Below are 18,534 nucleotides of genomic sequence, written 5' to 3' on the forward strand. Positions count from 1 at the left end.
GTGAGGCGGACGCCGAGAAAGACCACGCCAGGCGCCGCCCCAAGCACGATGCCTGACTACCGCGACCTTCGCGATTGGCCGAGACACTTCTCTCTAAAGCGTGGGGGAAACGCTCGGCCACATCATTCAGCCCGGATAGTTCGAGACGCGCGCTTCCAGCAGACGCTGGCTCCACGAACTCATCGTCCTCTGGAATGTCGCCAGCCTCTGTTCGTAACGTGCTAATATTGAACCTGCGTGCGCGCGCTTGAGCGTACGGGAGAGGATCATGTCGGCGACTTTAACCGCACTGGGCAGCAGAGAGGCCTACAGGCTGGGAGATTTCAACCTGATTGGTCGTGGCGAACATTCCACCATACGCTTGGAAGACGGGGAAGTTTCGCGCCAGCATGCAACGATCCGGCGCGACGGCGCGAACTACTGGGTTGTTGATGTCGGCAGTGCCAATGGCAGTTATGTGAATGACGTGGCGCTCACAACCGCGCGTGTGCTGCACACCGGCGATCGCGTCCAGTTCGGCAGATCGATTTTTCTTTTCGACCAGGGCACGACTGCCCCCGTTCCAGATTCGCAAGTGGCGAACACAAAAACTCAATGGGGCAACCCGGCAGCCCCCAAGAGCCGGCCGGCCACGCTGTTCGTTGCTGATTTGAAGGAGTTTACCGGAATTAGCGCCAGGCTGTCCCCGGAACAGGTGGCGGCCCTCCTGGCCGAGTGGTATATGGACTGCAATATGATCTTGAAGCACTACGGTGCCTCGATCGACAAATTCATCGGTGATTGTGTATTTGCTTATTGGCACGAGACGGCAGCGGATGTCTGTGTCGCTGCGGTTCAGGCTGCCCAGGCGCTCCGCGCTGCGGAAGACGCGGCTACGTCGCCAACCCGAGTACTGGTCAGGGAACAACAAGACATCGTACTCGACTGCCGCATTGGCCTTCATGTGGGTGAAGTTGCTATCGGCGCTATGGGCAAAGGCATCAACACCGCGCTGGGCGATGCCGTGAATTTGGCCTTTCGTATTGAGGGATTGACGCGAAAACTGGACAAGCCGCTATTGGTCAGCGCCCAGTTCGTCGAGCACTGGCCTGAAGGTAGACAATATTTCAAGTCCTGCGGCTATCACGAGGTCAAAGGGCGCGCCGAGATGATCGAGGTATTCAGCCTAGAATAGGCGCGCCAGCAGGAGCATAGCTTTCTGCTGCCGCTTGCCGCCGGTTCTCGCCGGCTTCAACAGGGCTCGTGGCCGCTGAGGGACGCCAGATCGGCAGCCTCTGCCGAGGCACGTCACTCGCAGATTGTAAGTCGATCGCGGCAGAAGCCGCTGCCCCGCCGAGCCCCGGCGGCCCGCGCTCTGACCCTGCACTCATCGTGGGTTTCTGCCCTGCAAACGCGAGCTGGCCGGCTCGCGCTCGGAGCAGCGGCGGTACGCTTCTGTTCCGTTGTCGGTCGTGGCCGGGTGTTCGGGTTATTCGCATTGCGGGGTTTTTCTATCGACTTCGGCCGGGCAACCACCGGACACACGCGCGCTGTGCTTCCTTCCAGTTTCTTCAAAGCAATTTCTGTCGGTTTCGCGATGTCGATCTCAGCGCCGGAGTGGCGAGCGAAACGGCGCAACGCCTCCCGGGTTCTTCCACCCCAGATGCCGTCTGGGTTTCCCGGATTACACCCAACGCGGCCAAGCTCGCGCTGTATCCGCTTCGCCAGTTCGTTCGGGGCATCTTCCTGGTTGGCGTCCGATTGATGATCTGCATTCTCCAACTGTTGAATCTGGAGTCTGGCGAGAGGCACAAACAGGCCGTCCGGGTACAGTCGAAGATAATCCTTTAGCGCTCCGCTGCTTTTGGAGCCGCGGATTGAGGTCCACAACTCGATTTCCGTCAGGCTCGCATCTCGGCTGTTGTTGTTGGCTGGCGAGACTGCCGTTGCGCCACGACGAGGGGCAATGAAAATCTCCCTGCCAGGCAGCGATCCATACGTGAATGGTTCCTGCTTGCCGCCTGTCGCGGCCAGAACAGTGTCGCGAACCTTGCGGAACACGAATTGGATGTCTACCCCGGGTTCACCCAGATGCGCCAACAGCCCTGCAGTGTAGGGACTGTTCCGTCCCGCTCCATCGAAAGCGGTTGTACCTTCCTTCGCAGCGTACCCGACCAAGGTTCCGGCTGCCGGCTCAATAGCAGCCAGGCCTCTGCCGATGGAACGCGTTGCGTTTGATCGTCGCATGGCCGCGATAAAAGGGTTGTCCCGGCAAGCATCAAGTAGAACCACCCGCACGCCGGAGACACGGGACAACGCGTTCATCACCAGATCCAGCGGGATTGCCTCAAACTCCACGTCGGAATCAGCGCTCAGGCTGACATCTGTAGGAACGAGAAAATTTCTATTCTCAACCTCAACCCCATGTCCCGCGAAGAAGATTATTGCGAAATCAGCACCTTCCGCCTCGCGACCGAACTCCTGCAGAGCTTTCCTGAATGCGGTATGGTCCAAGTCCATCTTGCGAGATACTTTGAACCCTACCTTTGAGAGCAAGGCCGCCATGTCAGCAGCGTCATTGTTCGGATTGGGAAGTCTAGCGACCCGTTGATAGCTCGAATTGCCGATCACCAGCGCAACACGTTTTTCAGCCCACGCCACCTCCAGCCCGCCGATCAGAGCAATGACAGCAAGCGCGATGTTGAAGAGGCGCATTTTAGCCCCGTGCTCTGCTTCAGCCGCATATATTAGCGGCGCCCGACCGAAGCTTGACCAGTCAGGCCCACGCTTGCAAGTAATTATCGGCTGCGGATGGCAGTGGGATGGCCATTCGGCCAAGCAAGCCGAATTTCCAGCATCCTTGCGTGAGCCGACAATTGTCTGGGACAGGCCAGCTCCTGGCCCAAGCTTTACCGCGCCAGATCCGCCACCACAGCGTCTAGCACGATCATGCCGGCCGGCGTGGCGCGCAGGCGTGCATTGCCGATCGGCGCCACCAGCCCCTCGCCCTGCAGCATCGACAGCCGCGCCGTCGACAGGCCACGGCCGGAATACGCTTCGTAGCGCGATAGGTCGATGCCCTCGGCCAGCCTCAGCCCCATCAACAGGAACTCGTCGGCCTCTTCCGAGCGCGTCAGGATCTCGCCGCCGGTGACGCCATGGCCCTTGGCCTCGACCAGATTGGCCCAGGTTTCCGGCATTCGTTCGGCGATCGTCACCACGCGACGGCCGTTTTCGACGAAGCGGCCATGCGCGCCGGGACCGACGCCGACATATTCGCCATAGCGCCAATAGGTGAGATTGTGCCGGCTTTCGGCGCCTGATCTGGCGTGGTTCGAAATCTCATAGGCCGGCAGCCCATGCGCGGCGGTGATCTCCTGCGTCAGCGCATAGAGATCGGCGGCATGGTCATTGTCGGGAATAGCGAATTTCCTGGCCGCATGCAGCGCGTGGAACGGCGTGCCTTCCTCGATGGTCAACTGGTAGAGCGACAAATGGTCGGCGGCATGGCCGATCGCCTGTTCGAGTTCCGCCTGCCACGCTTCCGGCGTCTGGCCGGGCCGTGCGTAGATCAGGTCGAACGACAGCCGCGGGAAAATCTCACGCGCCAGGCCAATCGCATGCAGCGCTTCATCGACATTGTGCAGCCGGCCGAGAAAGCGCAAATCCTTGTCGTTCAGCGCCTGCACGCCGAGCGACACCCGGTTGACGCCTGCCGCCCGGTAGCCGCGAAAGCGCTCGGCCTCGACCGAAGACGGGTTGGCTTCCAGCGTCACCTCGATGCCGGCAGGCACTGTCCAGTTCTTCGCCACCGCGTCCAGCACCGTCGCCACGGTTTGCGGCTTCATCAGCGATGGCGTGCCGCCGCCGAGAAAAATGCTGGTCACCTCGCGCGGTCCGGTGCGGTTGCGCATCGTCGCAAGCTCGATCTCGAAGGCGCGCGCAAAACGCTCCTGGTCGACCGGCTGGTGGCGGACATGGCTGTTGAAGTCGCAATAGGGGCACTTGGCAGCGCAGAACGGCCAGTGAACGTAGACGCCGAAACCGGGGCTGCGGTCGAGCAGCATGGTCATTTCACCGCCGATCGCGCCAAATCCAGTCTGGCCAGCGCGAATTTCTGGAAGGCACGCGCGCGATGCGACAATGCCGTCGGCTGGCCGGGCTTCCAGCCATGTTTCTCCTCTGCGGTCATCTCGCCGAAGGTCGTCTCGAAACCGTCCGGCACGAATACCGGGTCGTAGCCGAAGCCGAGTTCGCCGCGCGGCGGCCATATCAGCGTGCCCTCGACCTCGCCTCGGAAATATTCGGCCGCGCCGTCGGGAAACGCCAGGCAGATGACGGCGACGAAGCGACCCTTGCGCTGCGCTGGATCAACCGCGCCGACTTCCTGCAACGCCACTTCGGCTCGCTGCATCGCAATGCCGAAGTCGCGGGACCCGTCCGGCGCCTCGGCCCAGTTGGCGGTGTAGACGCCGGGCGCTCCGCCCAGCGCATCGACACACAGGCCGGAATCATCCGACAATGCCGGCAGGCCTGTCGCCTTGGCGGCGGCAAAAGCCTTGATATAGGCGTTCTCCTCGAAAGTGGAGCCGGTCTCGTCCGGCTCCGGCAGGCCATAGTCCTTGGCCGACTTCGCTTCTATGCCAAACGGCGCCATCAGATCGGCGAATTCGCGCAATTTGCCTGCATTGTGGCTGGCCACGACGATCTCATGTCCATCAAGCGAATGCATCACATGCCCCAGATTCTTGGCTCGGCGAATTCGATCGAATTGCCGGAAGGGTCGCGAATATAGATCGAGCGGCCACCTTGCGGCCATTCGAACTCGCTTTCGATGGCGATTTTCTTCCGCTCAAGATGCGCTCTCCAGCGCACGATCTCGTCCGCGCTCGCCGCAAAGCAGAGATGGCCGTCGCCGACCGTGCCGTGCGGCGGCACTTTCAGCTTGGCATCGGGCGCCGGCGGCACCCTGGTCGCGTCGGCGTTGAAGATGAGCAGCACGCCGTCCCCGCAACGGAAGAAAAGATGCCTGCCGTCGACCTTGCCCAGCAGATCGAGCCCGAGCAGATCGGTGTAGAATTTTTCCGCGGCATCGAGGTCGGTGACGTAGAGCGCTGATTCGAGGATGGCGGAAGGAGTCATGACAGGGTTAAGCTACAGCCATCTGCTGCAGGCTGACCAGTCGCGCAATACCTTTCTTGGCCAATTCCATCAGCGCCGCAAATTGCTCTTCCGAGAAAGGCTCGCCCTCGGCCGTGCCTTGTATCTCGACGATGCCGCCTTTGCCGGTCATGACGAAATTGGCGTCGGTGCCGGCCGATGAATCCTCGAGATAGTCGAGGTCGATAACCGGCTGGCCGTCGTGGATGCCGCAGGAGATAGCCGCGACATGGTCCTTCAGCACCTTGGCGACGCTGGCCATCTGCCGGGCTTCCATCCAGCGCAGGCAGTCGTAAAGCGCCACCCAGCCGCCGGTGATCGAGGCGGTGCGCGTGCCGCCATCGGCCTGGATCACGTCGCAGTCGACGGTGATCTGCTGCTCGCCCAGCGCCTGCAGATCGACCACTGCGCGCAGCGAACGGCCGATCAGCCTCTGGATTTCCAGCGTGCGGCCGCCTTGCTTGCCAGCCGAAGCCTCGCGGCGCATGCGCTCGCCGGTCGAGCGCGGCAGCATGCCGTATTCCGCCGTCACCCAGCCCTTGCCGGAATTGCGCATCCAGCCCGGCACCTTTTCTTCGAGGCTGGCGGTGCAAAGCACGTGGGTGTCGCCGAACTTCACCAGGCACGAGCCTTCCGCGTGCTTGGAGACGCCGCGCTCAAAGGAGATGGCGCGCATTTCGTCGAATTGGCGTTTGGAAGGGCGCATTCAGGCTTCTTTCTTGTCGTTTTAGGAGTCGTGGCCGGCTTGTAGCCGCACGCGACGAGAGGCGCAAAGGAAAATGGACCAGTTGCGCGGGCGCAGCCGATGTCTATATCCTTGGGCCGGAGGTATTTGGCTCGAATGACCAAGGCAGTCGATCCCGGTTCCCAGTCGGCGGCAGCGCTCCAATCCCCCGCGCTTCAATCGCCCGCCCTTCAATCGCTCGACATGCGCTCGCGCGACATCTTTCGGCGCATTGTCGATTCCTATCTGAAGGACGGCGAGCCGGTCGGCTCGCGCAGCCTGTCGCGTATCCTGCCGTCTTCGCTGTCGCCGGCCACCATCCGCAATGTGATGAGCGATCTCGAGCATCTCGGCCTGATCTACGCGCCGCATATCTCGGCCGGCCGATTGCCGACCCAGGCCGGCCTGCGCTTCTTCGTCGATGCCTTCATGGAGCTTGGCGATCTCTCCGACGAGGAGCGCCGCACCATCGAGGCGCAGGTACGCGCCTCCGGCTCTGGTGCGACGCTGGAGCACATGCTCACCGAGGCCAGCCAGATGCTGTCCGGCATGTCGCGCGGCGCCGGCCTCGTGCTTGCCGCCAAGAACGAGGTGGCGCTCAAACATATCGAATTCATCCAGCTCGAGCCGAACAAGGCGCTGGCCGTGCTGGTGTCGCAGAACGGCGACGTCGAAAACCGCGTCGTCGACCTGCCTGCCGGCATCACCGTCTCGCAACTGCACGAAGCCTCGAATTTCCTCAACGCCCATATCCGCGGTCGCACGCTGGCCGAGGCGCGGGTCGAGATCGCCCGCATCAAGGAAGAAACCAGGGCCGCCCTCGACACGCTGTCGCAGGATTTGGTCGAGAAGGGCCTTGCTGTCTGGGCAGGCGCCGAGAGCGGCTTGCCGGCGCGTCTCATCGTGCGCGGTCGCGCCAATCTGCTGGAAAATGTCACCGCCCAGGCCGACATCGAGCTGCTGCGGCATTTGTTCGAGGATCTGGAGACGCAGGACGGGCTGATCCAGCTTCTCGACCTCGCCGAGGAAGGCTCCGGCGTGCGCATCTTCATCGGCTCGGAGAACAAGCTGTTTTCGCTGTCGGGCTCGTCGCTGGTCGTGGCGCCCTATCGCGACAAGGACGCCCGCGTCATCGGCGCGCTCGGCGTCATCGGCCCGACCCGGCTGAACTACGCACGCATCGTGCCGATGGTCGACTATACCGCGCAGCTTATTTCCCGCATGCTGCGATAATGCAGGTCGTCCAAAAAACCGAAGCGTGTCGCAGGGATCCCTTCCAACGCGACACGCTTTAGGGAACCTCAAGGAGAAAAAAATGGCGCTGGAATCATTCAAGGCTCAGATCAGCCTGTTGCTCGAGCAGATGATCAACCAGCCCGAGGATCAGCATGAAGTGCAGGAGCAGTTGCGCGAAAAGCTGGGGGAGATGCGCGCCATGGGCCTGCCGCTGCCGGCCGATCTCGTCGCGCTGGAAAAGCGCCTCGACGACGATTTCTATGCCGCCGGGAACTGAGCCCGAAAGGTGCAAGGACGGCCGACCGGCGAACATGAGGATCTCATGACCGGCTTCGCCGTCTCCGGCGACGCGGTCTGGGGCCGACTGGCAAGTGTTGCGATGCCCGGAGGACGGCGCTGGCTATCGCGGAGGACGGCGCCGGTTGCATCTGGCGCGTCACCTGCGGGGGAGGATGTGTTCAGCATGCGACCCGTCGGATATTTTCAAACGGCAGACTAGCTTGCGCGGCCGAAGGCTTTATCCTGCCTGGTCGAGACTTAGTTGCCTGACTCACTTGATTGCCTGACCCTTGCCCATCTGACCTCTTGGGAGCGAAACCAATGAACAAGCCCGCCACCACCGTGCCTGTGCCCGGCCGCGGCCGCATCTACAATTCGATCACCGAGACGATCGGCGACACGCCGCTGGTGCGGCTCGACAAGTTCGCCGGGGAAAAGGGCGTCGTCGCCAATCTGCTGGCCAAGCTCGAATTCTTCAACCCGATCGGCTCGGTCAAGGATCGCATCGGCGTCTCGATGATCGAGGCGCTGGAGGCATCGGGCAGGATTGCGCCCGGCAGGACCACGCTGATCGAGCCGACCTCAGGCAACACCGGCATCGCGCTCGCCTTCGCCGCCGCCGCCAAGGGCTACAAGCTGATCCTGACCATGCCGGAAACCATGTCGGTCGAACGCCGCAAGATGCTGGCGCTGCTCGGCGCCGAACTGGTGCTGACCGAAGGGCCGAAAGGCATGAAAGGCGCCATCGCCAAGGCCGACGAACTGGCCGCGACGCTGCCCGACGCCATCATTCCGCAGCAGTTCGAGAATCCCGCCAATCCGGAAATTCACCGCCGCACCACGGCCGAGGAAATCTGGAACGACACTCATGGCGAAGTCGACATCTTCGTCGCCGGCATCGGCACCGGCGGCACCATCACCGGCGTCGGCCAGGTGCTGAAGCAGCGCAAGCCCTCCGTGCATGTCGTCGCCGTCGAGCCGGAAGCCTCGCCGGTGCTGTCGGGCGGCCAGCCCGGCCCGCACAAGATCCAGGGCATCGGCGCCGGCTTCGCGCCGAAGATCCTCGACACGACCATCTATGACGAGATCGTCAAGGTCTCCAACGAGGATTCGGTCGCCAATGCGCGGCTCGTCGCCCGCCTCGAAGGCGTGCCGGTCGGCATCTCGTCGGGCGCTGCCCTGCAGGCGGCGATCGTCGTCGGCTCGCGACCGGAGAACGAGGGCAAGAACCTGGTGGTCGTTATTCCGTCCTTCGCCGAACGCTATCTGTCGACGATCCTGTTCGAAGGGCTGGGGGCTTAGGGCATATTTGTGCCGGCCTGCGGTTGCGGTTTCCTGCGCTTCCGTAGCGCCCGCTATTTGTCGAAGCCGGCGCCGCCCCTCACCTGCCTGCCGGCATCCTCTCCCCGTAAACGGGGCGAGGGGCGCTCTCATTGACGGGTTCGCCAATCGCCAGCGTTGCAGAAAAAAGTGCCGACACCGCGACCAGCCTCTTTCTCCCCGTTTACTGGGAAAAATGCCCGGCAGGGCAATGAGGGGCGGCGCCAGCGCTCGGCCTTAGATCCCAAACATCGGATCATGTCTGACCCCGGCCTTTCCCGGACCTCATTCTTCGGCTGCGAGCCCAGCCCGTCGTGCCTGCAGGAACCGGCGCACGGCCGGGTCGCGTTCGAGGCCGATCGCCCGGTCATAGGCCTCAGTAGCCTCCCGAGTTTTGCCGAGCCTGGCCAGAAGGCCCGCGCGGGCGGCCCAATAAGGCTGATAATCATGCAGCCGTTTGTCGTCGCCAAGCTCATCAAGTGCACTCAATCCCGCCGCGGCGCCGTCGGCCTCGGCAAGGGTCACCGCGCGGTTGATCGAGACCACCGGCGAGCCGGCAATCACCGACAGCGCATCATAGAGCTGTTTGATCGCGGCCCAGTCGGTCCGGCCGGTCAGCCGCCTTGTCGTATGGGCGGATTGCACGGCTGCCTCGAGCTGGTAGCGGCCGACGACGCGCTTGGCCGCGGCGTGCTTCAGCAATGTCTCCGCTTCGTCAATCAACGCGCCGTCCCACAGCCCAAGCTCCTGCTCGGCCAATGGCACATAGTCTCCGGCGGCGTTGCGGCGCGCCGCACGCCGCGCCTCGGCAAACAGCATCAGCGCCAGCAGGCCGAGCGCTTCCGGCTCATCCGGCATCAGCGACGCCACCAGCCGGCCGAGCCAGATGCCTTCGGTCGCGAGATTGCGGCGCCGGGTTTCGGTGCCGTCCGGGTCGGCCCAGCCTTCGGCGAACGCGGCGTAGATCGCTTCCAGCACCGCATCCAGGCGCTCGCCAAGCTCTGCCCGCTCCGGCACGCGGAACGGAATGCCGGTCTCGCGGATGCGGCTTTTGGCGCGCACCAGGCGCTGGCCCATCGTTGCCGGCGACACCAGGAAGGCCGAGGCGATCGTCGCTGCGTCGAAGCCCAGAATGGCCTGCAGGATCAGCGGCGCGCGCACGCCAGCCTCGATCGCCGGATGGGCACAGGCAAACATCAGCCGCAGCCGCTCATCGGGCAGGTCTTCGTCGATCATGCGGGCCTCCATCTCCTCGGCGATCAGCCTGAGATGGTCGCGGCTCGCCTCGCCGGTCAGCCGCCGCCGGATCGCGTCGACGCGGCGTCTGCACGCCACCGCCAGCAGCCAGGCTTCCGGCTTCTGCGGCACGCCGGTTTGCGGCCAGCGCTCCAGCGCCGCCGCAAAGGCGTCGGCCAGCGCGTCCTCGGCGCTGGCCACGTCGCGCGTGCGGGCGGCGAGGAAGGCGATGAGCTTGCCGTAGCTTTGCCGGGCGGCCGCTTCCGCCGCCGCCCGGGCGACCTCAAGGTTATTCGTCATCACATGGTTTGTTCCCAGATCGGCCGCACCTCGACTGTGCCGGTGCTGGCAGCTGGGCATCGCGCCGCCCAGGCAATAGCCGCGTCGGCGTCCTCCGCCTCGATCATGTAGAAACCGGCGAGCTGCTCCTTGGTATCGGCATAGGGACCGTCGAGCACATTGGTCTTGCCGTTGGCCATCCGCACCGAGGTCGCGGCTTGGGTCGGCTTCAGCCGGTCACCGGCCAACCAGGAGCCGGACTTCTTCAACGCCTCGGTATAGGCGCCATAGGCTGCGCTGATCTCGTAGGTCTTCTCCGTCGGCGCGGCCGCCATCGCGGCTTCGTTCACGTAGATCAACAGCATGTATCGCATGGTCTTCTCCATTTTCGAAGGCCGCATCGTTGCGAGCCGAACGTATGTCGCGCGGCCTCGCGCGATTTCGACAGGCTCTGCGAAAATCTTTCGGCTCCGATCGCACATCGCGCAAGCGGCCATGCGTTGCGGCATCACTCAGCCGTTCGTCTAATGGATATTATTGCGGGTTGGCATTTCCCGCCCGCTGTCTAAACTCGCCTCGGGTCGCGCGGTGGCAGATATTTCAGGGAGGAGATCACATGCACAATTTCAGGACGAAATTTATTGCTGCCGGCGCGCTGGCGCTGTCGCTGGGCCTTGGCGCGGTGCCGGCCAAGGCGCAGGAATTCATCAACGTGCTGACCGGCGGCACCTCGGGCGTCTATTATCCGCTCGGCGTCGCACTGTCGGAAATCTACGGCAAGGGCATTGAGGGCGCCCGCACCCAGGTGCAGGCGACGAAGGCCTCGGTCGAGAACCTCAACCTGTTGCAGCAGGGCAAGGGCGAGATCGCCTTCGCGCTCGGCGATGCCGTCAAACTGGCCGCCGAGGGCAACACCGAAGCCGGCTTCCCGGGCAAGCTCGACAAACTGCGCGGCATCGCCGCCATCTATCCCAACTACATCCAGATCGTTGCCAGCAAGGAGTCCGGCATCAAGACGCTTGCCGACCTCAAGGGCAAGAGCCTGTCGGTCGGCGCGCCGGCCTCCGGCACCGAGCTCAACGCCCGCGCCATCTTCGCCGCCGCCGGGCTGAAATACGAGGATCTCGGACGGGTCGAGTATCTGCCCTTCGCCGAATCGGTCGAGCTGATCAAGAACCGCCAACTCGACGCCACGCTGCAATCGGCCGGCCTCGGCGTCGCCTCGATCCGCGATCTCGCCACGTCGGTGCCGATCAACGTCGTCGCCGTACCGGCGCAGGACGTCGCCAAGATCGGCTCGCCCTACCTTTCGGTGACCATTCCCAAGGGCACCTATGAAGGCCAGACCGAGGACGTCGCGACAGCCGCCGTCGGCAATTTCCTCATCACCCACGCCGACGTCTCCGACGAGACCGGCTATCAGATGACCAAGCTGCTGTTCGAAAATCTCGACCAGCTCACTGCTGCCCACGCGGCCGCCAAGGCGATCGACATGGCCAAGGCGCTCGACGGCATGCCGGTGCCGCTGCATCCGGGCGCCGAGCGGTATTACAAGGAAAAGGGATTGGTGAAATAAGGCCGCTCCCTCCCCCTTGAGGGGAGGGTGCCGAGCGAAGCGAGGCGGGTGGGGTCGGTTCAGGCCGCGCACTGCCGCAACGACCCCACCCGTCCATCCGCCTTCGGCGGCTGTCCACCCTCCCCTCAAGGGGGGAGGGATTGCGCCCCGCCAGGAACCCGCCAATGACCGACGCCCATCCCGAAACGCCGACCATTCTCTCCCCCACCGCCGAGGCCCCGCTCGAAGGCCTGCCGCCGGGTTTCGGCGAAGGCATCGCCGGCAAGGCCGCCTTTCTCATCGCCATCGCCTTCTCCGTCTTCCAGATCTACATCGCCGCCTATGGCAGCCTGCCGAGCCAGGTGGTGCGCGCCATGCATGTCGGCTTCTTGCTGCTACTCGGCTTTGGCCTGATCGCCAATCTGCGCGCCACAAGCACACCGGCGAAAGCAGCGTTCTGGACGCTCGGCGTGCTCGGCTTCGCCACCGGCCTCTACAATTGGGTGTTCTATGCCGATCTCATCCGGCGCTCCGGCTTCCTCACCACGCCGGACCTGATCGTCGGCACGGTGCTGGTCGTGCTGGTTTTCGAGGCTGCGCGGCGGTTGATGGGGCTGCCGCTTGCCCTGATCGCCTTGATCTTTCTCGCCTACGCTTTCTTCGGCAATCATCTGCCGCCGCCCTTCATCCATCGCGGCTATGATTTCGCCCAGCTTATCGACACCTTCGCCTTTGGCACCGAAGGCATCTATGGCACGCCGGTCTACGTCTCGGCCGCCTATATCTTCATCTTTGTCGTCTTCGCCGCCTTTCTCGAACGCGCCGGCATGATCGCACTGTTCAACGATTTCGCGCTTGGCCTGGTCGGCACGTGGCGCGGCGGCCCGGCCCAGGTCTGCGTTCTGTCGTCGGCGCTGATGGGCACCATTTCCGGCTCCGGCGTCGCCAATGTGGTGGCCAGTGGCCAGTTCACCATTCCGCTGATGAAGCGCTTCGGCTTCCGTTCGGCTTTCGCCGGCGCGGTCGAGGCGACCTCGTCGATGGGCGGCCAGATCATGCCGCCGGTGATGGGCGCGGTCGCCTTCATCATGGCCGAGACGCTGAACATCCCCTATGCCGAGGTGGTCAAGGCAGCGATCATCCCGGCGCTGCTCTATTTCGGTGCCTGCTTCTGGCAGGTCTACCTGGAAGCCGGCAAGGCCGGCCTGCAGGGCATGGCCAAGGCGGACCTGCCCAATCCGTGGCACGCGGTGAGAAGACATTGGCCGCTGGTGCTGCCGCTGGCCGCGCTCATTTATCTGCTGTTTGCCGGCTATACGCCGATCTTCGCCGGCACCATGGGGCTGGCGCTGACCATCGTGCTCATCCTCGGCACGCCGCTGGCGGCTTTGATCGGGCCGCTTGCCTTCCGCATCGTCTTTTGGCTGGCGCTGGGGCTTGCCGCCGCCTCCTTCATGAGGTTCGGCGTCAACATCCTCAGTTTTGTCATCGCCGGGCTCGTCATCGCCTGCGTCACCTTCAGGGGCGGACGCGAGACGCTGCAGATATGCATAGATTCGCTGGCCGAGGGCGCAAAGAACGCGCTGCCGGTCGGCATTGCCTGCGCCATCGTCGGCGTCGTCATCGGCACCTTGACGCTCACCGGCATCGCCTCCACCTTCATCGGCTGGATCATCTCCATCGGCGAGAACAATCTGTTCCTGTCTCTGGTGCTGACCATGCTCACCTGCCTGGTGCTCGGAATGGGCATACCGACGATCCCCAACTACATCATCACCTCGTCGCTGGCCGGGCCGGCACTGCTGTCACTCGGCGTGCCGCTGGTGGTCAGCCATATGTTCGTCTTCTATTTCGGCATCATGGCCGACCTCACTCCGCCGGTGGCGCTGGCCGCCTTCGCCGCCGCGCCGATGGCCAAGGAGAGCGGCCTCAAGATCGGCATCCAGGCCACCAAGCTTGCCGTCGCCGGCTTCGTCGTGCCGTTCATGGCGGTCTACACCCCGGCGCTGATGCTGCAGGACCCCGGTCCGATCGCCGCCCAGTTCGGTTATCCCGTCGAGGTCGCCTATATCGTCGCCAAGGCCTGCATGGGCATTGCCCTGTGGGGCGCAGCCGCCGTCGGGTTCCTGGCCCGGCGCATGGCCTGGTGGGAACGTCTCGTCGCCTTCGCCGCCGGCGTGCTGCTGGTTGCCGCACTGCCTGTCACCGACGAAGCCGGGTGGGCACTCTCTGTCGCCTGGATCGGCTGGCACTGCTGGCGGGCGCGGCAGGCCACCGGCACCGCATGAGCCTCTGTATCCTCGCAGCCGGCAAGACGGTGACGCTCACTGTCGCCGCCTTCACGCTCGCCTGGACGCATTCGGTGGAAAAGACGCATTGGCAGGAGGACTGGAAGGTGACGCCTTCCGGCTTGGAGATCGCCGAGGCACGGATCAAGGGCTCGGGCGCCGGCATGGAACCGCCGGAAGGCTCGGTGCTGCGGGACGGTTGGTGGGTCTATAAACCCAAGATGGCGCCGCAGCGGCGCCTTGTGCTCGCGGCTTCCGGCGCGACCGGTGAAGGCTGGACGCTGTGCACGGTTCAGGGCTGCCGCGAACTGGGCAAGGCGGCAGGCGACACGACGGTGCTGGAGCTGTGCGAAGGTTAGTACCAGCCGCGGTAGCGGACGGTCGGCAAGCGGGTGCGGGACCTCGTCCTCCAGGGCGTTGTCGGATGTCGAGTTCCGGGCACAGCCACATAAGCGGACCAAAGACGCTCCATCGTTAGCCGCCAAAACCGGATTCCGACTGAGCGAGCCGACTTTCTTCCTTGCGGAACAATGCTTTGAAAAACAGAATGTCGGAAGCCGAACTGATAGCCCGGGCGATCAACGCGGTTGCGAGCACGGCAAAGATCAGGCGAACGAAAAACACACTGGTGAAGTCTGCACCCAGAGCGATGACAACCAGCGTGTCCTCTATGAGACTGTGGGCAAAGCCCATGAACACGCAAGCGAGGAAGATCTGGCGCGGCTCTACGCTGGTCGTGCGCGCCTCGCGGATCAGCAGTCCCGCGCCATAGGAAATTCCAAGAAACAGACCGACCGCAGTGAACGGCACCGCTTGTGACTGGATGCCGGCAAGGCGAAACAGCGGTGAAAGCCCGTTGTTCAGCCAACCCAGGATGCCCGACACCTTGAGGAGCTCGATCAGCCAGCTTAGTGCGAGGAGGATGACGAGCATGGTTGCCAGGGTTTTGAGCATGCCTGGAAAAAAACTGCTCCAATCAGTGCCTTCGACCATTGGTATCCACGCCGGCTTCAGCGGCTCGGATAGCCATCCGGTTGCTGCGAATATCTGGTGCAGGAGCATGGCAAGGATCAGTCCGCCGCCAATGCGAAGCGCCGCAGTGACCATGAAGCTTGGCCCAACCTTCTGAATGATGCGTTGCTCAATCGGAATGGCATGCGCAAATAGCAAAAGGGTTGAAAGAACGGTCATGTCGGCAGTGCTCAACGACGAAACCGGGGCCAGAGTGAACACGGTCACCACCGCGCCCCAAATTCCCACCAGCAATCCCGTTAGCCAGGCAAGAGCGAGCTCGGGCGGCAGTCCAACCAGCGTCATGAGAGGCGCGAAGAACGGAGAGATCGCCCGGATGACACCAAGATCCTGCAGGATCTGTGTGGCTATCGTGACCGGAACGATAATGCGAACCAATTCCCAATAGATTTCAAGCGTTTCCAGTGTCTTTCGATAGAGGGCGGTCTGCACTGCCATGGCGATTGTCTCCGTGATTGACGCCAAATGACTACCGTGAGACGGTTCGCATTTGTGGTCAAAATTTGCGGACTTGTGCAATAAAATTGCAGACCGGTAGACGGCGACGGAGGACCGCAATGGACCGGATCGACAGGAAGCTTCTCAAGCTTTTGCAAGAAGACGCTTCGCGAACCAATGCCGACCTGGCGGCGGAGGTCGGGCTTTCACCCTCCAGCTGCTTGCGCCGCATACGGCGGCTCAAGTCAGTCGGTGTCATCGACCGCGTTGTCGCGCTTCTTGATTCGGCCAAGGCCGGCAGAGGGATGAAGGCTATCGTCACGGTCGAACTGGAGCGCCACGGCGAGCAGCACATGCGCCGCTTCCTCGAGCTTGCCGCCATGGAACCAGCGGTGATCCAGGCCTACAGCGTGAGCGGCTCGACCGACGCTGTCCTTATGCTGCGGCTGATGGATATGGACGAGTTTGACACTTTGTGCGAGCGGCTGTTCCGAGATCGGACGAATGTGGCGCGGTATTACACCATGTTTGTGATTCGAACCGCCAAGGAGACGACCGCAATCCCGCTCTAGCTTTTCGGAGGCAACTTGGCGGAAGGGATCTTGCAGCTACTGGGCGGTCACGCGAGTCCCGGCGGCCTGGTGTCAAACGGCACTTAGCTTGCCGGCGGCGAGATACAAGCCCCAGAATTTCGAAGCCCCAGAATCTCAAAATTCTGGAAACTCAGACCCTTGGCGTTGTCGCACACCGCCTGTCGCCGAGCCCGGGACGTTCCGTGCGATAGGTGGTCGCACGATGATCGGCGGCCGGCCTGCATATCCGGCTGTCGTGACGGCTTTCCATGGTCGTCATCAGTGCGCGCTGATGCCGAGCGTGTGGCCGCGGCGTGCGCAAGCGGGGCCTGGGCCGCGCATGTAATAGCGCTCCGGCCGGTAGGTCGGCGCGACGAATTCGCGGATGGCAGCAGCGTAGCCGATGAGGTGCGTCAAGAAGTTCATTTTCCCTGTCCCTGTCCCGATTTCGGATGTCCCTTCCGAATTGCGTGGGATCATAGCGTCGAGGCGTGAATACTCGGTGAACACGATGTTAATCTTTGGTCAAAAAGGCCTTGGTTCGTGGCTGGAATGCGGCTGATTCGGGGTCTTTCCATGCAGTTCGTCGGCATTCCAGCTAGTGTGACTTTTGCATCACATATGTTTCGTTTGGATGTCGCTCCGACGCGCTTGTGTTTCAACTTTGGCCGGTGCCGCGAAATTTCCGTGCTTGCGCAAATTTCCCTGATTACTCGGGAAAGCCAGGAACCCGTCCGATAGAAGCACGTTGACGCTGAGAGCCGGGACCAACCCCGGCCCAGCGGCTTCCGAGCGGAACCGCCGCCGGAACCCCCAACACAGCAAGAACAATGGAAAGGCAAAGCCATGGGTTTCTTTTCGAAAGACATCAAGACGCTGGACGACCTCTTCGTCCACACGCTGCGCGACATCTATTACGCCGAGAAACAGATCGAGAAGTCGCTGCCGAAGATGATCGACAAGGCGACCGATCCGCAGCTGAAAGCCGGCCTGGAGAAGCATCTCGGCCAGACCAAAGGTCATATCGAGCGGGTCGAGAAGGTGTTCGAACTGCATGGCGTGAAGGCCAAGACGGTCAACTGTCCGGCCATCGACGGCATTCTCGAGGAAGCCGATGAAGTCAGCGGCGACATCGACGACAAGGACGTTCTCGACGCCGCGCTGATCGCATCCGCGCAGGCGGTCGAGCACTACGAGATAACCCGTTACGGCACGTTGATCGCCTGGGCCAAGCAGCTTGGCCGCACCGACTGCGCCAATGTCCTGGCCAACAACATCAAGGAAGAGCAGGCGACCGACCGCAAGCTCACCGAGATTGCGGAAGCCAAGGTCAACCTTCAGGCCGCCGAGTAGACTGTCGATCGAGGCAACGCCGGACAACCGGCCTTGCCTCACTTTCCGTGGCTGGACGTTGACCGTACAATGGGCCACGCTCGTTCCAGGGATTGCGCGAGGACAAACCGGCGGAGGAAGTCGTGCAGGAAAAGCCGAAAGCACCCGCTAGCAGGGCCGACAGCAAGGCAAAGCCTGCTGGGGGCAAAGGCGAGATATCCGCCGCTGTCAAATCCACGGGGGCGGCAGACACCGTCATAAAACTTTCTCACCCGGACAAGCTTCTGTGGCCGCAGGAGAAGATATCGAAGCAGGGCCTGCTCGATCATTACGCTTTGGTCTGGCCGCGCATGCACCAATTCGTCGTCAATCGGCCGCTCAGCCTGGTGCGCGCGCCGGACGGCGTCGACGGCCAACGCTTTTTTCAGAAGCATGCCTCCGCAGGCATGCACGAAAAAATCGCCAGATTGAAGGATCCGACCGACGGCGAGGAGATCCTGTTCATCCGCGATTTCGACGGTGTCGCTGCCTTGGTCCAGCTCGGCGTGGTCGAGGTCCATATCTGGGGCTGCACCATCGACGAACTGGACAAGCCGGACCAGATCATTTTCGATCTCGATCCCGACGAAGGCGTCGACGTGAAAGCGGTGCGCGCGGCGGCGCTTGAGATTCACGACCGGCTCGATGCGCTGTCATTGCCGAATTTCGTCAAGACGTCGGGCGGCAAGGGCTACCATGTCGTCGTGCCACTGAAACCGTCGGCGGATTGGGATGAGGTGAAGGACTTCGCCCATGATTTCGCCCGTGCCCTCGAGCAGGCCGCCCCTGATCGGTATACAGCGACGCTCTCGAAGAAGGCGCGTACCGGCAAGATCTTCGTCGACTATCTGCGCAATAGCCGCGGCTCGACCACGGTGGCGCCCTATTCGTCGCGCGCCAAGAAAGGCGCTACGGTATCAATGCCGGCGACCTGGGCGGAAATTGAAGCCGGGTTGGCGCCGAACACATTTCCGATCGGCGACAAGACGACGCTAAAACAGTTGGCGAAAGCCGATCCCTGGGTGGATTTTTTCAAGCAGGGCAAGCCGCTCAAGCGAGGCTGAT

The 18,534-nt window shown here is 62.8% G+C and carries 18 protein-coding genes and 1 pseudogene; 10 read left to right on the plus strand and 9 right to left on the minus strand.

All coding sequences use genetic code 11. The features are described 5' to 3' along the window. Positions 1–268 precede the first annotated feature (268 nt). Entirely contained in the window at positions 269–1,174 is a 906-nt protein-coding gene (locus AC0L3H_RS23395) for an FHA domain-containing protein (RefSeq protein ID WP_473587035.1), read from the plus strand. A 113-nt stretch (positions 1,175–1,287) separates the two neighbouring features. On the opposite strand, the gene AC0L3H_RS23400 is transcribed toward AC0L3H_RS23395, so the two are convergent. From AC0L3H_RS23400 to rph, 5 genes are all read right to left on the minus strand, one after another. After that, the gene (locus AC0L3H_RS23400) at positions 1,288–2,694 is read right to left on the minus strand and encodes a caspase family protein (RefSeq protein WP_473587036.1); all 1,407 of its coding nucleotides are present in this window, start codon (positions 2,692–2,694) and stop codon (positions 1,288–1,290) included. Positions 2,695–2,888: 194 nt separating this feature from the next. After that, the gene (gene hemW, locus AC0L3H_RS23405; RefSeq protein WP_473587037.1) at positions 2,889–4,052 is read right to left on the minus strand and encodes a radical SAM family heme chaperone HemW; all 1,164 of its coding nucleotides are present in this window, start codon (positions 4,050–4,052) and stop codon (positions 2,889–2,891) included. Beyond that, positions 4,049–4,711 (minus strand): RdgB/HAM1 family non-canonical purine NTP pyrophosphatase, encoded by a 663-nt coding sequence (gene rdgB, locus AC0L3H_RS23410; RefSeq protein ID WP_473587038.1) that lies wholly within the window; start codon positions 4,709–4,711, stop codon positions 4,049–4,051. The genes hemW and rdgB overlap by 4 nt, the downstream gene beginning before the upstream one ends. Next, the gene (locus AC0L3H_RS23415) at positions 4,711–5,121 is read right to left on the minus strand and encodes a VOC family protein (RefSeq protein WP_473587039.1); all 411 of its coding nucleotides are present in this window, start codon (positions 5,119–5,121) and stop codon (positions 4,711–4,713) included. Before AC0L3H_RS23415 ends, rdgB begins: the two co-directional genes overlap by 1 nt. 7 nt (positions 5,122–5,128) lie before the next feature. Beyond that, positions 5,129–5,845, minus strand: a complete 717-nt coding sequence (rph, locus tag AC0L3H_RS23420) for a ribonuclease PH (protein ID WP_023803674.1) — start codon at positions 5,843–5,845, stop codon at positions 5,129–5,131. A gap of 135 nt (positions 5,846–5,980) precedes the next feature. On the opposite strand from rph, the gene hrcA reads away from it, so the two are divergent. From hrcA to cysK, 3 genes are all read left to right on the plus strand, one after another. Continuing rightward, positions 5,981–7,096: a heat-inducible transcriptional repressor HrcA gene (hrcA, locus tag AC0L3H_RS23425; RefSeq protein WP_027155899.1), complete on the plus strand. Its 1,116-nt coding sequence runs from the start codon at positions 5,981–5,983 to the stop codon at positions 7,094–7,096. Between the two features lie 82 nt (positions 7,097–7,178). After that, the gene (locus tag AC0L3H_RS23430) at positions 7,179–7,376 is read left to right on the plus strand and encodes a hypothetical protein (protein WP_023803672.1); all 198 of its coding nucleotides are present in this window, start codon (positions 7,179–7,181) and stop codon (positions 7,374–7,376) included. Between the two features lie 323 nt (positions 7,377–7,699). Then, entirely contained in the window at positions 7,700–8,680 is a 981-nt protein-coding gene (cysK, locus tag AC0L3H_RS23435; RefSeq protein ID WP_023803671.1) for a cysteine synthase A, read from the plus strand. A 303-nt stretch (positions 8,681–8,983) separates the two neighbouring features. Here cysK and AC0L3H_RS23440 read toward each other — a convergent pair whose 3' ends face one another. Beyond that, positions 8,984–10,234 (minus strand): RNA polymerase sigma factor, encoded by a 1,251-nt coding sequence (locus AC0L3H_RS23440; protein WP_473587040.1) that lies wholly within the window; start codon positions 10,232–10,234, stop codon positions 8,984–8,986. Then, a complete protein-coding gene (locus AC0L3H_RS23445; protein ID WP_027155901.1) occupies positions 10,234–10,587 on the minus strand; it encodes a YciI family protein in 354 nt (117 codons plus the stop codon). The genes AC0L3H_RS23440 and AC0L3H_RS23445 overlap by 1 nt, the downstream gene beginning before the upstream one ends. A 242-nt stretch (positions 10,588–10,829) precedes the next feature. Here AC0L3H_RS23445 and AC0L3H_RS23450 point away from each other — a divergent pair, with 242 nt between their 5' ends. The 3 genes from AC0L3H_RS23450 to AC0L3H_RS23460 all read left to right on the plus strand — a co-directional run bounded on the left by AC0L3H_RS23450 (position 10,830) and on the right by AC0L3H_RS23460 (position 14,415). Continuing rightward, complete coding sequence (locus tag AC0L3H_RS23450; RefSeq protein WP_236370914.1) at positions 10,830–11,789, plus strand: TAXI family TRAP transporter solute-binding subunit; 960 nt, start codon at positions 10,830–10,832, stop codon at positions 11,787–11,789. A gap of 164 nt (positions 11,790–11,953) precedes the next feature. Further along, on the plus strand, positions 11,954–14,056 hold the full coding sequence (locus AC0L3H_RS23455) for a TRAP transporter permease (protein WP_473587041.1): 2,103 nt from the start codon (positions 11,954–11,956) through the stop codon (positions 14,054–14,056). Then, the gene (locus tag AC0L3H_RS23460) at positions 14,053–14,415 is read left to right on the plus strand and encodes a DUF1850 domain-containing protein (RefSeq protein ID WP_031255764.1); all 363 of its coding nucleotides are present in this window, start codon (positions 14,053–14,055) and stop codon (positions 14,413–14,415) included. Before AC0L3H_RS23455 ends, AC0L3H_RS23460 begins: the two co-directional genes overlap by 4 nt. A 115-nt stretch (positions 14,416–14,530) precedes the next feature. Here the strand turns inward: AC0L3H_RS23460 and AC0L3H_RS23465 are convergent, their stop codons facing one another. Then, positions 14,531–15,526 carry a nucleoside recognition domain-containing protein gene (locus tag AC0L3H_RS23465; RefSeq protein ID WP_473587042.1) on the minus strand — a complete coding sequence of 332 codons (996 nt, stop codon included), beginning with the start codon at positions 15,524–15,526 and terminating at the stop codon, positions 14,531–14,533. Between the two features lie 119 nt (positions 15,527–15,645). On the opposite strand from AC0L3H_RS23465, the gene AC0L3H_RS23470 reads away from it, so the two are divergent. Next, entirely contained in the window at positions 15,646–16,098 is a 453-nt protein-coding gene (locus AC0L3H_RS23470; RefSeq protein ID WP_473587043.1) for an Lrp/AsnC family transcriptional regulator, read from the plus strand. A 279-nt stretch (positions 16,099–16,377) separates the two neighbouring features. Here the strand turns inward: AC0L3H_RS23470 and AC0L3H_RS23475 are convergent, their stop codons facing one another. Then, positions 16,378–16,524: a hypothetical protein gene (locus AC0L3H_RS23475; RefSeq protein ID WP_023801394.1), complete on the minus strand. Its 147-nt coding sequence runs from the start codon at positions 16,522–16,524 to the stop codon at positions 16,378–16,380. A gap of 420 nt (positions 16,525–16,944) precedes the next feature. On the opposite strand from AC0L3H_RS23475, the gene AC0L3H_RS23480 reads away from it, so the two are divergent. Together AC0L3H_RS23480 and ligD are read left to right on the plus strand one after the other, a co-directional pair. Further along, the gene (locus AC0L3H_RS23480; RefSeq protein ID WP_027154740.1) at positions 16,945–17,451 is read left to right on the plus strand and encodes a YciE/YciF ferroxidase family protein; all 507 of its coding nucleotides are present in this window, start codon (positions 16,945–16,947) and stop codon (positions 17,449–17,451) included. Positions 17,452–17,531: 80 nt separating this feature from the next. After that, a pseudogene (gene ligD / locus AC0L3H_RS23485) lies at positions 17,532–18,533 on the plus strand (DNA ligase D); the annotation flags it as partial. Position 18,534: the final 1 nt, after the last annotated feature.

The sequence above is a fragment of the Mesorhizobium sp. WSM4816 genome, from assembly GCF_055811535.1.

Coding starts and splice junctions, on each gene's coding strand:
- AC0L3H_RS23430 (WP_023803672.1), top strand. CDS start 7,179: ATGGCGCTGGAATCATTCAAGGCTCAGATCAGCCTGTTGCTCGAGCAG.
- AC0L3H_RS23470 (WP_473587043.1), top strand. CDS start 15,646: ATGGACCGGATCGACAGGAAGCTTCTCAAGCTTTTGCAAGAAGACGCT.
- AC0L3H_RS23450 (WP_236370914.1), top strand. CDS start 10,830: ATGCACAATTTCAGGACGAAATTTATTGCTGCCGGCGCGCTGGCGCTG.
- AC0L3H_RS23475 (WP_023801394.1), bottom strand. CDS start 16,524: ATGAACTTCTTGACGCACCTCATCGGCTACGCTGCTGCCATCCGCGAA.
- rdgB (WP_473587038.1), bottom strand. CDS start 4,711: ATGCATTCGCTTGATGGACATGAGATCGTCGTGGCCAGCCACAATGCA.
- AC0L3H_RS23465 (WP_473587042.1), bottom strand. CDS start 15,526: ATGGCAGTGCAGACCGCCCTCTATCGAAAGACACTGGAAACGCTTGAA.
- AC0L3H_RS23445 (WP_027155901.1), bottom strand. CDS start 10,587: ATGCGATACATGCTGTTGATCTACGTGAACGAAGCCGCGATGGCGGCC.
- AC0L3H_RS23440 (WP_473587040.1), bottom strand. CDS start 10,234: ATGACGAATAACCTTGAGGTCGCCCGGGCGGCGGCGGAAGCGGCCGCC.
- AC0L3H_RS23455 (WP_473587041.1), top strand. CDS start 11,954: ATGACCGACGCCCATCCCGAAACGCCGACCATTCTCTCCCCCACCGCC.
- AC0L3H_RS23415 (WP_473587039.1), bottom strand. CDS start 5,121: ATGACTCCTTCCGCCATCCTCGAATCAGCGCTCTACGTCACCGACCTC.
- AC0L3H_RS23400 (WP_473587036.1), bottom strand. CDS start 2,694: ATGCGCCTCTTCAACATCGCGCTTGCTGTCATTGCTCTGATCGGCGGG.
- hrcA (WP_027155899.1), top strand. CDS start 5,981: ATGACCAAGGCAGTCGATCCCGGTTCCCAGTCGGCGGCAGCGCTCCAA.
- AC0L3H_RS23480 (WP_027154740.1), top strand. CDS start 16,945: ATGGGTTTCTTTTCGAAAGACATCAAGACGCTGGACGACCTCTTCGTC.
- rph (WP_023803674.1), bottom strand. CDS start 5,845: ATGCGCCCTTCCAAACGCCAATTCGACGAAATGCGCGCCATCTCCTTT.
- cysK (WP_023803671.1), top strand. CDS start 7,700: ATGAACAAGCCCGCCACCACCGTGCCTGTGCCCGGCCGCGGCCGCATC.
- AC0L3H_RS23395 (WP_473587035.1), top strand. CDS start 269: ATGTCGGCGACTTTAACCGCACTGGGCAGCAGAGAGGCCTACAGGCTG.
- AC0L3H_RS23460 (WP_031255764.1), top strand. CDS start 14,053: ATGAGCCTCTGTATCCTCGCAGCCGGCAAGACGGTGACGCTCACTGTC.
- hemW (WP_473587037.1), bottom strand. CDS start 4,052: ATGACCATGCTGCTCGACCGCAGCCCCGGTTTCGGCGTCTACGTTCAC.